The sequence below is a fragment of the Citrobacter sp. L55 genome (assembly GCF_002850715.1).
Lineage (GTDB): Bacteria > Pseudomonadota > Gammaproteobacteria > Enterobacterales > Enterobacteriaceae > Citrobacter > Citrobacter braakii.
This window is the reverse complement of the sequence record NZ_KZ559399.1, coordinates 487533-500726: the sequence shown is the minus strand read 5'-3', so window position 1 is coordinate 500726 and position 13194 is coordinate 487533. Positions and strand designations below refer to the sequence as shown.

The 13194-nt window shown below is 51.4% G+C and carries 10 protein-coding genes and 1 pseudogene; 4 read left to right on the top strand and 7 right to left on the bottom strand.

Going from position 1 to position 13194, the window contains the following annotated elements:
- The first annotated feature begins 120 nt into the window (after nucleotides 1-120).
- On the top strand, nucleotides 121-630 hold the full coding sequence (gene sulA, locus B9P82_RS02400; protein WP_019076414.1) for an SOS-induced cell division inhibitor SulA: 510 nt from the start codon (nucleotides 121-123) through the stop codon (nucleotides 628-630).
- Nucleotides 631-987: 357 nt separating this feature from the next.
- On the top strand, nucleotides 988-2046 hold the full coding sequence (gene ompA / locus B9P82_RS02395) for a porin OmpA (protein WP_016152481.1): 1059 nt from the start codon (nucleotides 988-990) through the stop codon (nucleotides 2044-2046).
- A gap of 98 nt (nucleotides 2047-2144) precedes the next feature.
- Here the strand turns inward: ompA and matP are convergent, their stop codons facing one another.
- Nucleotides 2145-2597 (bottom strand): macrodomain Ter protein MatP, encoded by a 453-nt coding sequence (gene matP / locus B9P82_RS02390; protein ID WP_016152480.1) that lies wholly within the window; start codon nucleotides 2595-2597, stop codon nucleotides 2145-2147.
- Between the two features lie 185 nt (nucleotides 2598-2782).
- On the opposite strand from matP, the gene B9P82_RS02385 reads away from it, so the two are divergent.
- Together B9P82_RS02385 and fabA are read left to right on the top strand one after the other, a co-directional pair.
- Nucleotides 2783-4543: an AAA family ATPase gene (locus B9P82_RS02385; RefSeq protein WP_101699891.1), complete on the top strand. Its 1761-nt coding sequence runs from the start codon at nucleotides 2783-2785 to the stop codon at nucleotides 4541-4543.
- A 68-nt stretch (nucleotides 4544-4611) separates the two neighbouring features.
- Complete coding sequence (gene fabA / locus B9P82_RS02380; protein ID WP_003035875.1) at nucleotides 4612-5130, top strand: bifunctional 3-hydroxydecanoyl-ACP dehydratase/trans-2-decenoyl-ACP isomerase; 519 nt, start codon at nucleotides 4612-4614, stop codon at nucleotides 5128-5130.
- 107 nt (nucleotides 5131-5237) lie between these two features.
- Here fabA and rmf read toward each other — a convergent pair whose 3' ends face one another.
- The 6 genes and pseudogenes from rmf to rlmKL form a co-directional block, all read right to left on the bottom strand.
- Nucleotides 5238-5405: a ribosome modulation factor gene (rmf, locus tag B9P82_RS02375; RefSeq protein WP_003035871.1), complete on the bottom strand. Its 168-nt coding sequence runs from the start codon at nucleotides 5403-5405 to the stop codon at nucleotides 5238-5240.
- 257 nt (nucleotides 5406-5662) lie between these two features.
- A complete protein-coding gene (pqiC, locus tag B9P82_RS02370) occupies nucleotides 5663-6226 on the bottom strand; it encodes a membrane integrity-associated transporter subunit PqiC (RefSeq protein ID WP_101699890.1) in 564 nt (187 codons plus the stop codon).
- Nucleotides 6223-7863: an intermembrane transport protein PqiB gene (pqiB, locus tag B9P82_RS02365; protein WP_003836843.1), complete on the bottom strand. Its 1641-nt coding sequence runs from the start codon at nucleotides 7861-7863 to the stop codon at nucleotides 6223-6225. The genes pqiC and pqiB overlap by 4 nt, the downstream gene beginning before the upstream one ends.
- A 4-nt stretch (nucleotides 7864-7867) precedes the next feature.
- A complete protein-coding gene (gene pqiA / locus B9P82_RS02360; protein WP_016152477.1) occupies nucleotides 7868-9115 on the bottom strand; it encodes a membrane integrity-associated transporter subunit PqiA in 1248 nt (415 codons plus the stop codon).
- Nucleotides 9116-9130: 15 nt separating this feature from the next.
- Nucleotides 9131-11037 (bottom strand): annotated as a pseudogene (locus tag B9P82_RS02355) (ABC transporter ATP-binding protein).
- 12 nt (nucleotides 11038-11049) lie between these two features.
- Entirely contained in the window at nucleotides 11050-13158 is a 2109-nt protein-coding gene (gene rlmKL, locus B9P82_RS02350) for a bifunctional 23S rRNA (guanine(2069)-N(7))-methyltransferase RlmK/23S rRNA (guanine(2445)-N(2))-methyltransferase RlmL (RefSeq protein ID WP_016152475.1), read from the bottom strand.
- Between the last annotated feature and the right edge of the window lie 36 nt (nucleotides 13159-13194).

The following is a 13194-nucleotide window of genomic DNA, read 5'->3' as shown; positions in this document are numbered from 1 at the left end:
TTTTATTTTTCCCGTGATGATGACTAAAAATTGCGAACCTGTTTCCGAAAATAAGGTTGATCTTTATTGATGGCAGGGTTACTGTATATCCATACAGTAACTCACAGGGCTGGATTGATTATGTACACTTCAGGTTATGCAAATCGTTCTTCGTCGTTCTCTTCCGCATCGAGCAGCATTGCGCGCGTTTCAGCAGAGAACGCTACCGCTGGGCTTATCAGTGAAGTGGTCTATCGCGAGGACCAGCCCATGATGACGCAGCTCCTGCTGCTTCCCCTGCTGCAACAATTAGGGCAACAATCACGCTGGCAGCTGTGGCTGACGCCTCAGCAAAAATTAAGCCGTGAGTGGGTGCAGTCGGCCGGGCTTCCATTGACCAAAGTCATGCAAATCAGCCAGCTCTCCCCCTGCAATACGCTGGAATCGATGGTTCGTGCGCTGCGCACGGGTAACTACAGCGTCGTTATCGGCTGGTTGACGGAAGAATTAACCGAAGATGAACATGCCGAGCTGGTAAAAGCGGCAGATGAAGGTAATGCGATGGGATTTATCATGCGTCCTGTTCGCGCTCAGTCACTTGCGGGGAGACAGCATTCCGGGCTAAAAATTCACTCGAATTTGTATCATTGAGTAAAATTAGGATTTATCCTGGAATTTTTTTTCATGTTTTAATTTGCCATTGAGCTGTAACGCGTTTTCCGGCTGAAGGCCTGTCTGAAGCGGTTTTCAGGAAATCTTCAGTACATTTATTCATCTATAAATGTTAAATATTGTGTACACAAGCCTTTTTTTTTCATATGCCTGACGGACTTCACACTTGTAAGTTTTCAACTACGTTGTAGACTTTACATCGCCAGGGGTGCTCGGCATAAGCCGCAGATATCGGTAGAGTAACTATTGAACTGGTCCCCGGGTGAAGGATTTAACCGTGTTATCTCTCTTCGGAGATATTCATGGCGAATTTTGGATGATAACGAGGCGCAAAAAATGAAAAAGACAGCTATCGCAATTGCAGTGGCACTGGCTGGTTTCGCTACCGTGGCGCAGGCCGCTCCGAAAGATAACACCTGGTACACTGGTGCTAAACTGGGCTGGTCTCAGTACCATGATATTGGCAACAACCAGATCAACAACTCCGGTCCTACCCACGAAAGCCAACTGGGTGCTGGTGCATTCGGTGGTTACCAGGTTAACCCGTACGTTGGTTTCGAAATGGGTTACGACTGGTTAGGTCGTATGCCGTACAAAGGCGCCACCGATACTACCCACAATAATGGCGCTTTCAAAGCTCAGGGCGTTCAGCTGACCGCTAAACTGGGTTACCCAATCACTGACGATCTGGACGTTTATACCCGTCTGGGTGGTATGGTTTGGCGTGCAGACGCTAAAAACAACGACGGCTTCAAAGACCACGACACTGGTGTTTCCCCAGTATTCGCTGGTGGCGTAGAGTATGCAATTACTCCTGAAATTGCTACCCGTCTGGAATACCAGTGGACCAACAACATCGGTGACGCGAACACCGTTGGCGGTCGTCCGGATAACGGTCTGTTGAGCGTTGGTGTTTCCTACCGTTTTGGTCAGCAGGAAGAAGCAGCTCCAGTAGTTGTTGCTCCGGCTCCGGCTCCAGAAGTACAGACCAAACACTTCACTCTGAAGTCTGACGTTCTGTTCAACTTCAACAAAGCAACTCTGAAACCAGAAGGCCAGCAGGCTCTGGATCAGATGTACAGCCAGCTGAGCAACCTGGATCCGAAAGACGGTTCCGTAGTGGTTCTGGGCTTCACTGACCGCATCGGTTCTGACGCTTACAACCAGGGTCTGTCCGAGAAACGTGCTCAGTCCGTTGTTGATTACCTGATCTCTAAAGGTATTCCTTCTGACAAAATCTCTGCACGTGGCATGGGCGAATCCAACCCGGTTACTGGCAACACCTGTGACAACGTGAAAGCTCGCGCTGCACTGATCGACTGCCTGGCTCCGGATCGTCGTGTTGAGATCGAAGTTAAAGGTATCAAAGACGTTGTAACTCAGCCTCAGGCTTAAGTTATCGTCTTATGAAAAAACCCCGCTTTGCGGGGTTTTTTTTTCACTTTTTATCAATCAAAGCACGCCTGTACACAACACATTTTGCCACTCTGTGGTTATTCTTTTCCCAGCAGCGCCTGTAAATCCTGCTTCAATGTCGACATTTTATTCGCGTACTTCTCTTTATGCTCTGCGTCTTCAATCAGTTGCACAATAGTTTCAGAAAGCGTTTTGCCGCGCCGCTGCGCAAGCCCCGCTAAGCGCTGCCAGACCATAAATTCCAGATCGATAGATTTCTTTCGCGTATGCTGATGCTCCGCGTTAAAGTGCCGCTTACGCCTCGCCCGTATGGTTTGTTTCATACGATTTAGCAGCGCAGAGTTCATGTGTTCTTCAATCCAGGTATTGACCCGAACCGGTTCATTTTCGAGGGTTAGCAACAAATCAACGGCTTCTTCGGCAGCGCTGGCCTCTACGTAACGGGTGATTAATTCCCCCTCACGATGCTTCTTCACCAGATACTTCCATTTCCAGCCGCTTTCAAGGTTTTCAAGTTGTTGATATTTCATTGCGATCTCAATGTTACCGTGTAACTCTTATCAGAATATCAGCTTTTTCGGCATCTGAAGAAAAGAATATCCAGCCTGTGAACTGTCGCGCGTCATCGCATTCGTTTCACAGCGCTTTCCACGTGTGCAGTGATGATGGTTACGGTATAATCTCGTTTTTTACAACAGACTAAAAAACATCAACTTTGACCATTACGAAACTTGCATGGCGTGATCTGGTTCCTGACACCGATAGTTATCAGGAAGTATTTGCACAGCCGCACGTCACTGACGACACCGATACCTTACTTAGTGATACTCAGCCACGTTTACAATTTGCGCTGGAGCAGCTTCTTCAGCACTGGACGACGTCTTCGTTCATGCTGGTAAAAGCACCGGAAGAGCTTGAGTACATCAACCTTATTGCAGAGGCCGCGCGGCCTCTGCACTCGGATGCCGGAAGTCTCACCGGAGGTCATTATGATATCTCCGGTCACACTATCCGCTATCGTACAGCTGAGACAGCTGAAGACAATTTTGCGACATTAACCCAGGTAGTCTGCGCTGACTGGGTTGAAGCCGAACAACTGTTTGGCTGTCTGCGTCAGTTCAACGGCGAAATTACCCTACAGCCAGGCCTTGTGCATCAGGCCAACGGTGGTGTGCTGGTTATTTCGTTGCGCACGCTACTGGCCCAACCGCTGCTGTGGATGCGCCTGAAAGCCATTGTCAGCCACGAGCGTTTTGACTGGGTAGCTTTTGATGAGTCTCGCCCGCTGCCCGTCTCCGTTCCACCTATGCCGCTTAAACTCAAAGTGGTATTAGTTGGTGAACGTGAATCACTGGCAGACTTCCAGGACATGGAGCCGGAGCTGGCTGAGCAGGCTATTTATAGCGAGTTTGAAGATAATCTGCAGATAGTGGATGCCGAAACCATGACGCAGTGGTGTCAGTGGGTAACACATACCGCTACGCGCAACAATTTGCCCTACCCGACCCCTGATGCATGGCAAGTGCTGATCCGTGAAGCCGTTCGTTATACCGGCGAACAGGATACATTGCCGCTTAACCCGCTGTGGATCACCCGACAGTTCAAAGAAGTGGCCCCGTTATGCGAGGGCGAAACCTGCAACGCTGAGCAGTTCAGCCTGATGCTAACCCAGCGTGAATGGCGGGAAGGTTTCCTCGCCGAACGAATGCAGGATGAGATCCTGCAGGAACAGATCCTGATCGAGACGGAAGGCGAGCGTATTGGCCAAATCAACGCCCTGTCGGTGATTGAATTTCCTGGTCACCCCCGCGCGTTTGGTGAGCCTTCTCGTATCAGCTGTGTGGTTCATATTGGCGACGGCGAATTTACGGATATTGAGCGCAAAGCCGAGCTTGGCGGAAATATTCATGCGAAGGGTATGATGATTATGCAGGCGTTCCTGATGTCGGAACTCCAGCTTGAGCAGCAAATCCCCTTCTCTGCCTCGCTGACCTTTGAGCAATCCTACAGCGAAGTGGACGGCGACAGCGCGTCCGTGGCAGAACTTTGCGCATTGATTAGCGCCCTCGCCGACGTTCCTGTTAATCAAAGCATCGCCATTACCGGTTCTGTCGATCAGTTTGGTCGGGCACAACCTGTTGGTGGTCTGAACGAGAAAATTGAAGGCTTCTTCGCCATCTGTCAGCAGCGTGAGCTGACAGGCACACAGGGCGTTATCATTCCTTCCGCGAATGTCAGACACCTGAGCCTGCAGCCTGCTCTGCTACAGGCCGTAGAAGAAGAAAAATTCACTATCTGGGCGGTGGACGACGTGACCGATGCGCTGCCACTGTTATTAAATCTGGTGTGGGATGGTGAAGGCCAGACAACGCTGATGCAAACTATCCAGGAGCGTATTGCTACGGCAACGCAGCAGGAAGGTCGTCACCGTTTTCCCTGGCCGCTACGTTGGCTGAACTGGATTATTCCGAACTGATCGGACTTGTTCAGCGTACACGTGTTAGCTATCCTGCGTGCTTCAATAAAATAAGGCTTACAGAGAACATGGTAGATAAACGCGAATCCTATACAAAAGAAGACCTTCTTGCCTCTGGTCGCGGTGAGCTGTTTGGCGCAAAAGGGCCACAACTGCCTGCACCAAGCATGCTGATGATGGACCGTGTCATCAAGATGACCGAAACCGGCGGCAACTTTGACAAAGGTTATGTTGAAGCTGAACTGGATATCAACCCGGACCTGTGGTTCTTCGGATGCCACTTTATCGGCGATCCGGTGATGCCGGGCTGCCTGGGTCTGGATGCCATGTGGCAGCTGGTTGGATTCTATCTCGGCTGGCTGGGCGGCGAAGGTAAAGGCCGCGCGCTGGGCGTAGGCGAAGTTAAATTCACCGGCCAGGTTCTGCCGACTGCGAAAAAAGTGACTTACCGCATTCACTTCAAACGCATCGTTAATCGTCGCCTGATCATGGGCCTGGCTGATGGTGAAGTGCTGGTTGATGGTCGTCTGATCTATACCGCAAACGATCTGAAAGTGGGTCTGTTCCAGGACACTTCCGCGTTCTAATCAAGGTCAGCTTAGCAGCCAGACATTAACGTTTGTTCGTCTTGTCTGGTGGGCAAAAAGGCGAAACCTCCGCTCTGCGGAGGTTTCTTTTATCTAAAGAGACAGAATCAGGCCATTAAAACCCTATCCCCCATGGCTTCTCGCCAGCCTCCCAGCCAGTATGACCTCTGATTCAGCGTCTGATAGGGACACATTTCTTTTGAGCGTCCGGCAATGCCGGCCTGATATCCACGTTGATGTGCCCGTTCCAGGCGATCTCGTTTTTGTCTCTTCATGCCTCGTTTCCCTCATCTTTGGGTCTGGTGGAAAAGAAAACAGTGATTACTAAGTGTGCAATCACACTAAAACGAATACCCCTAAACATCAGGCTCGTCAATGCGCAAAATTCACGCCAGTGTCATATTTGTGAGCTACCCGCAAAATCATTTGTACAAAAATAGTCTGTCAGAACAGCTATCTCCACGGCTAAAAAAATAAAAAAAACCGCCCCGGGCAATGAACCAGGGGCGGCATAATTTACAATTATTTAAGCTTAAGGGATGCGTTTCAGCTCTTGAGCCATTGCCGTCGCTTCCTGGCTCCAGGCGTTGGCCAGAACCTTCACCATCTCATCGTAGCCGTCTTTAGTTTGTACAGCTTCGATGTGGAATGGACGCTTGATCAACTGCCCCTGGTGATTCAGCAGCCATTCACCGCTCACGATGACCTTACCATCGTACCGACCGTGGAAGCCGGTCACGGTAACGTTCAACGTGTCCTGAGTGCTTCCCAGCGGCTGCGAAGCGACAACCCAGCCAGGCAACTGCATACTGAGGTTCGTAACCAGGGTATTGCGCAATTGCTGATCTAAGGGGCTGGCCCAGAGATTATTATTCGCTATCACATATTGCACATCGCTGGTCTGGTAAACCACCCCATTACCCGCCAGATAGTCCGGGACCGCAATCTGTTCAACCCACAGCAGACGGTTACCCTGGTTAGCTGAGCTCTGTACGCCCCCTTGCGCGATAGGAAGCTGGTAATAGCTTTTATTTTCTCCGCTGGAGCTGCATGACGTCAGCCAGACCGCCATCATCGCCACTAGCAACTTTTTCATTGTTTCGCCCTCTTCGGCTCTGGATCTTTTTTGTCCTTCGCTTCAAATACCAGCGCATTGCTCTTATCGTTCAACGTTTTCAGTACCGGTTGCAGTTCTCGCAGTACCTGATCAAGACGCTGCATATCCGCCACCATCTTGTTGTAGGCGGCGGAACCCGGCTGGAAGCCCTGCATACTACGGTTCAGTTCGCGCAGCGTGTTCTGCATATCCGCCGGAAGATCCTGCATCGACTGACTGGACGTGATCTTATTCATGTTGTCCAGCGTGGTTTGCAGATGCTTCATCGTACGCTGGCTTTCCGACAACGTATTGGTCGCCTGCTCAATCATCGGGTTCAACGGCAGATTGTTAATCTTATCCAGCGCTTCCATCAGTCGCTGCTGGATCTGCGCCAGACCACCGCTCACGGTCGGAATAATTTGATAACCGTTAAATTCGCGCACACCGGTAATCGGCGGTTCTTTCGGGTAGAAGTCGAGATCGACATACAGAGCGCCAGTCACCAGGTTCCCGGTTTTCAGCGATGCCCGTAAGCCGCGTTTAAGCAATTCTGCCAGATGAGCGCCAACATCAGTATCTTCTCCCAGCTGTGCCTTCAGACGTTCTGGTTCGATACGTACCAGCACCGGAATGCGGTAATCATTGTTGAAGACCTGACGCATATTCGGTGAGAAGAAAGGTACTTTACTTACCGTACCCAAACGGATGCCACGGAATTCCAGTGGCGCGCCGGGCTGCAGGCCACGAATTGAATCTTTAAAGAACATCAGGTAATCAATATGATCGGTATACAGTGAATCCTGAATACTTTTTTGGTCGTCATAAAGATTAAACGCAGACTGTTGTGCGACCGGTTCGCCTTGTTCCAGCCCTTCTGGCACATCAAAACTTACGCCACCGCCAAACAGCGTGGAGAGAGATCCCATTTCCACGCGCATACCTGCCGAAGTAAGATCCACGGCGATCCCACTGTCCTTCCAGAAACGCACATTGCTGGTCACCAGACGATCGTTAGGCGCATTGATAAATAGCTGATAGCTAATCGTACGCTTTTGCGCATCAAATGTGCTGGTTTCAACCGAACCTACACGATAACCACGGAACAGAACCGGGTCGCCCGGGCTCAACTGACCGGCTTTTTTGCTGTCCAGAATCACACGGATCCCTTTCGCATCTGGCGGCGCCAGCGGCGGTGAATCCAGCAGTTGGTAATTTTCCAGCTTGCTGCCTTTATTGCCAGGCTGCAGTTCAATATAAGCCCCGGACAATAGCGTGCCGAGCCCACTGATACCTTCACGTCCAACCTGCGGCTTCACCACCCAAAAGACAGAATCTTTATGCAGCAGCTTTTCCATTCCGGAGTTAAGACGAGCTTTAATTTCCACATGGGTCAAATCATCAGTCAGGGTTGCGCTCTCGACGATACCGACATCCACGCTGCGGCTCTTAATCGTCGTTTTGCCCCCTTCAATACCTTCGGCATTAGTGGTAATCAGCGTGACTTGTGGCCCCTGATGACTGTAGTGATAAAACAGGACCCACGCGCCAATGAGGGCAGTGACTATAGGGAATATCCACACGGGCGACCAGTTTTTTACCTTTTGCACTTTGGCTTCCCCACTTTTAGATTCCATGCTGTCAGGACTCCTCATGATCTGGTTCACGGTCCCACGACAGACGGGGATCAAATGTCATCGCAGAAAACATTGTCATAATGACGACTAAAGCAAACATCAAAGCACCCATTGCAGGATAAATGTTCATTAACCCTCCCATGCGCACCAGCGCAGAGAGTACGGCAATTACAAAAACGTCGATCATTGACCAGCGACCGACAAATTCTACAACCTCGTAAATTAAATGCATTCGTTCACTGTCGCGTTTGCCGTGCCCTTTGGCATCCCAACACAGCCAGGCAATGGCGATCATTTTCAACGTCGGCACCATAATACTGGCGATAAAGATAACCGCAGCCACCGGGTAAGAGCCTTCGCTCCAGATTAAAACCACGCCCTCGAGTATCGTCGAAGGTAGCTTTGACCCGAGCAGATCGGTGATCATGATCGGCAGAATATTGGCAGGAAGATAAAGCATGATCGACGTAAACAGTAATGCCAATGTCCATTGCAGACTGTTTTTACGCCGCACATAACCTTTCGTCTGACAGCGTGGGCATACCAGCTCGTCTGCCGGAAGAATAGCGGTGCAGCAGGAACAGGAACGCAATCCTTGTCGGATGCCGGGCACACCAGGCTTTAATTCCTGCTTAATGGCTGGCATAGGGGCAATATCATCCCACAGCCAACGGCGATCCACACACTGAAAAGCCCGCAACTGGAGCATACAAAACATGCACCAAGGGATGAAGCTGCTGCCCACGCCGATATCGCCGTAGGCCATCAGCTTAACAAAGCTCACCAGCACGCCCGCGAGGAAAATTTCTGCCATTCCCCAGCTTTTTAACTGAAACAAAATACGCGCCAGCCATGTTTTAAGCCGCTCAGGCATATGAACCCGATTCACCAACAGCAAAATGGTCAACAAGCAAAAAGCGGGAACCAACTGAACGAATAAGATAAAGAAGGTACCGAGGCTGGCGTAATCTTCCGAAAAGAGAACGCTGGGGATTTGCAGCAGCGTCACTTCGCTGCTCACCCCCGCAACATTCATATTCACAAAGGGAAAGAGGTTTGACAAAAGCAGCATAAATAATGCTGCTAACACATAGGCGGTAGGACGCTGCCGTGGCGCGTCCCACTCAACCGTTAACGTAGTGCCACATCGTGGACATGCCGCTTTCTGACCATGCTCAAGGCGAGGTAACGCCACCAGCATGTCACACTGCGAGCACAGAATATGCTTCGCGGCATGGTGATGTTCGCACATATGTGCTCCTTTAAATTATGCGCCGTTCTTCAAAGACTCAAGATACTCCCAGCGCTCAAAGGCTTGCTCAAGTTCTTGTTCAGCTTCGTTCAGATTAGCTAATACCTGTTGCGTTTGCTCATGCGGCTGACTGAAAAAAGCGGCGTCAGCTACCTGAGCTTGTAATGCTTCCAGTTTAGCTTCCAGTTCTTCAAGCAGCGCGGGGAGCAGCTCCAGTTCGCGCTGCGTTTATAGCTTAGTTTGCTCGTGCTGCGTTTGACAATTTCTGCTTTAGGAGCAACGGTTTCCTCTGTTTTTTTCGCAACTGGCTGTTTAAACGCCACATACTGCGATTGCTGGCTGCGGGCATCATGATAACCGCCGACATAACGACCAATTTTACCGCCGCCTTCGAAGATCCAGCATTCGGTGACGGTATTATCCACAAACTGACGGTCGTGGCTCACCAGCAGCACGGTGCCCTGGTAGCTATCAATCAGCTCTTCAAGCAGTTCCAGCGTTTCGACGTCCAGATCGTTCGTTGGTTCATCGAGAATCAAAAGATTACTGGGTTTGAGAAAAAGACGCGCCAGCAGTAGGCGATTGCGTTCCCCACCAGAAAGCGCACGTACTGGCGTCATCGCCCGTTTCGGATGGAACAGGAAATCCTGGAGATAGCCCAGCACATGGCGAGGTTTACCGTTAACCAGCACCTCTTGCTTACCCTCAGCAAGGTTGTCCATCACGGTTTTATCCGGATCCAGTTCGGCGCGGTGCTGATCGAAATACGCCACTTCCAGCTTCGTGCCGACGTGAATGCGTCCGCTGTCAGCCTGAAGCTGACCTAACATCAGCTTCAGCAGCGTTGTTTTACCGCAGCCGTTAGGTCCAATTAGCGCAATCTTGTCGCTACGTTGCACCTGCGCGGAGAAATCTTTTACCAGTTGCTTTCCATCAACCTGGTAATCAACATTCTCCATTTCGAAGACAATCTTGCCAGAACGGCTCGCCTCTTCGACCTGCATCTTCGCCGTGCCCATCACTTCGCGACGTTCGCCACGCTCGCGACGCATGGCTTTCAGCGCCCGCACGCGGCCTTCATTACGGGTACGACGCGCTTTGATGCCCTGACGGATCCAGACTTCTTCCTGCGCCAGCTTGCGATCAAATTCCGCGTTTTGGAGATCTTCCACCCGCAGCGCTTCTTCTTTATCCAGCAGATACTGATCGTAGTTCCCCGGATAGGTCACCAGCTTGCCGCGGTCGAGATCGACAATACGCGTCGCCATATTGCGAATAAATGAACGGTCGTGGGAAATGAAAATAATTGTCCCATTGAAGGATTTCAGGAACCCTTCCAGCCAGTCGATAGTTTCAATATCCAGGTGGTTAGTTGGTTCATCCAGCAGCAGTACGCGCGGGTTGCTCACTAACGCGCGGCCCAGCGCCGCCTTACGCAGCCAGCCGCCCGAAAGCGAAGAAAGCGCGGCGTTAGGATCCAGTCCCAGTTGCGCCAGCACTTCATTAATGCGGCTTTCGAGCTGCCACAGATTATGGTGATCGAGCATTTCCTGAACCCGCGCCATTTCATTCAGGTTTCTGTCGCTGGGATCGGTCATCACCAGGCGCGAAATATCGTGATAACGCTTCAGATATTCAGCCTGTTCCTCAATACCTTCAGCAACGAAGTCATAGACGCTGCCCTCAACATTACGCGGCGGATCCTGCTGCAGACGCGCCACAACCAGGTCCTGCTCATAAATAATACGCCCGTCGTCAAGACCCTGTTCACGGTTGAGGATCTTCATCAGCGTCGACTTACCTGCGCCATTACGGCCAACCAGACAGACGCGTTCGTTATCTTCGATATGCAGTTCTGCATTATCAAGAAGCGGCGCATCGCTGAACGACAGCCATGCACCATGCATACTGATCAATGACATTTATTTATCCTTTCAGGCTGCGGTAATCAGCCAGCAATTGTGGATCTGACGGTTACGGGCAAAATCCTGGGAAAGCGTTTTTTGGGTGATTTCTTGTGCTTTTAATCCCAGTTCAGCCAGACCGTCGAGATCCATACGGAACCCACGCTTGTTGTTGGAGAACATGATCGTACCGTCTTTACGCAGCAGACGTTTCAGATCTTTCATCAGCGCCAGATGATCGCGCTGTACATCAAACGAGTCTTCCATACGTTTTGAGTTAGAGAACGTCGGCGGATCGATGAAAATCAGATCAAACTGTTCATTGGCATCGCGCAGCCAGCCCAGGCAATCGGCTTGAATTAAACGGTGAGCGCGACCACTCAGGCCGTTCAGCCGCAGGTTACGCTCAGCCCACTCCAGGTAGGTACGCGACATATCAACCGTCGTGGTGCTACGCGCACCGCCCAGTCCGGCATGAACGCTGGCACTGCCGGTGTAGGAGAACAGGTTAAGGAAATCCTTACCTTTACTCATCTGGCCCAGCATGCGGCGCGCAATACGGTGATCGAGGAACAAACCGGTATCAAGATAGTCTGTCAGGTTGACCCACAGGCGCGCGTTGTACTCGCTTACCTCAATGAATTCACCCTTCTCATTCATCTTCTGATACTGGTTCTTCCCTTTCTGGCGCTCACGGGTTTTCAGCACCAGTTTATTTGGCGCGATTTCCAGGACCGACAGCGTTGCGGCAATGATATCGAACAGACGTTGACGTGCTTTTTGCGCATCGACCGTCTTCGGCGGAGCGTATTCCTGAACCACGACCCACTCACCGTAACGGTCCACTGCAACGTTGTATTCCGGCAGGTCAGCATCATACAGGCGATAGCATTCAATTCCTTCCTGACGCGCCCATTTTTCCAGCTTCTTGATATTCTTGCGCAGGCGGTTGGCATAATCTTCCGCGACCGTGGCTGGCTTGCTGTCCGCAGTGGTCTCTGCAACGTGATAGTTTTTCTGTACGCAATCCAGCGGACCGTTTTTCGCTTTGAACTGCTTATCAGCACGCAATTGCAGGCTGCTGAGCAAATCCGGAGATGCGCTGAACAGCGACAAATTCCAGCCGCCAAATTGGTTTTTCATCGTACGGCCCAGCAAGCTATGCAGGGCAATCAGTGCCGGTTCGCTATCCAGACGTTCGCCGTAGGGCGGGTTACTGATCACCGTACCATACGGTCCCTTCGGCAGTGGATTACTCAGTTTGGCGACATCTTTCACGTCAAATGTCATCAGATCGGCAATACCTGCGCGACGGGCGTTACTACGCGCTTTTTCAATCACGCGCGCATCGCTGTCGGAGCCATAGAAGTGCGAAGTATAGTCAGCAAGCCCCTTACGCGCACGCACCTGAGCTTCGGCTTTAACCTCTTGCCAGACGGCTTCATCGTGCTGTGCCCAACCGCTAAAGCCCCAGTACCCGCGGTGCAGGCCCGGCGCGCGATCGGTTGCCCACATCGCCGCTTCAATCAGCAGCGTGCCGGAGCCGCACATCGGATCGAGTAACGGTGTGCCCGGCTGCCAGCCAGAACGCATAACAATAGCGGCGGCCAGCGTCTCTTTAATCGGCGCCTGACCCGCGCGATCGCGATAACCGCGCTGATGCAAACCGTCACCGCTCAGATCAAGTGCAATGCTGGCGGTATCTTTGTTCAACCAGACGTTGATACGCAGATCCGGAGATTCACGATCCACATTCGGACGCGGCAGATTTTTGCGGGTAAAGGCATCGACAATCGCATCCTTGACCTTCAGCGCGCCGTACTGGCTGTTACGAATGGTCTCGTTCAGGCCGCTAAAATGGACGGCAAACGTAGCACCAGGATTAAATATCTCTGTCCAGTCGATTGCCTGAACGCCGAGGTACAGATCAAGATCGCTGTAGACCTTGCACTCTCCCATCGGCAGGATAATGCGCGAGGCCAGGCGGCTCCACATCAGGCTCTGGTAAACAAGCCGCGTGTCGCCCTTAAAATGGACCCCACCCTGAACGACCTGACACTCCAGCGCGCCGAGGTTTTCCAGTTCAGTTTTTAACAGCTCTTCCAGCCCGCGGGCCGTACTGGCAAACAGAGAATTCATAATGTCACTTTTACTCCTAGAAAATTGCTGCGCATT

Coding starts and splice junctions, on each gene's coding strand:
- sulA (WP_019076414.1), top strand. CDS start 121: ATGTACACTTCAGGTTATGCAAATCGTTCTTCGTCGTTCTCTTCCGCA.
- ompA (WP_016152481.1), top strand. CDS start 988: ATGAAAAAGACAGCTATCGCAATTGCAGTGGCACTGGCTGGTTTCGCT.
- matP (WP_016152480.1), bottom strand. CDS start 2,597: ATGAAATATCAACAACTTGAAAACCTTGAAAGCGGCTGGAAATGGAAG.
- fabA (WP_003035875.1), top strand. CDS start 4,612: ATGGTAGATAAACGCGAATCCTATACAAAAGAAGACCTTCTTGCCTCT.
- rmf (WP_003035871.1), bottom strand. CDS start 5,405: ATGAAGAGACAAAAACGAGATCGCCTGGAACGGGCACATCAACGTGGA.
- pqiC (WP_101699890.1), bottom strand. CDS start 6,226: ATGAAAAAGTTGCTAGTGGCGATGATGGCGGTCTGGCTGACGTCATGC.
- pqiB (WP_003836843.1), bottom strand. CDS start 7,863: ATGGAATCTAAAAGTGGGGAAGCCAAAGTGCAAAAGGTAAAAAACTGG.
- pqiA (WP_016152477.1), bottom strand. CDS start 9,115: ATGTGCGAACATCACCATGCCGCGAAGCATATTCTGTGCTCGCAGTGT.
- rlmKL (WP_016152475.1), bottom strand. CDS start 13,158: ATGAATTCTCTGTTTGCCAGTACGGCCCGCGGGCTGGAAGAGCTGTTA.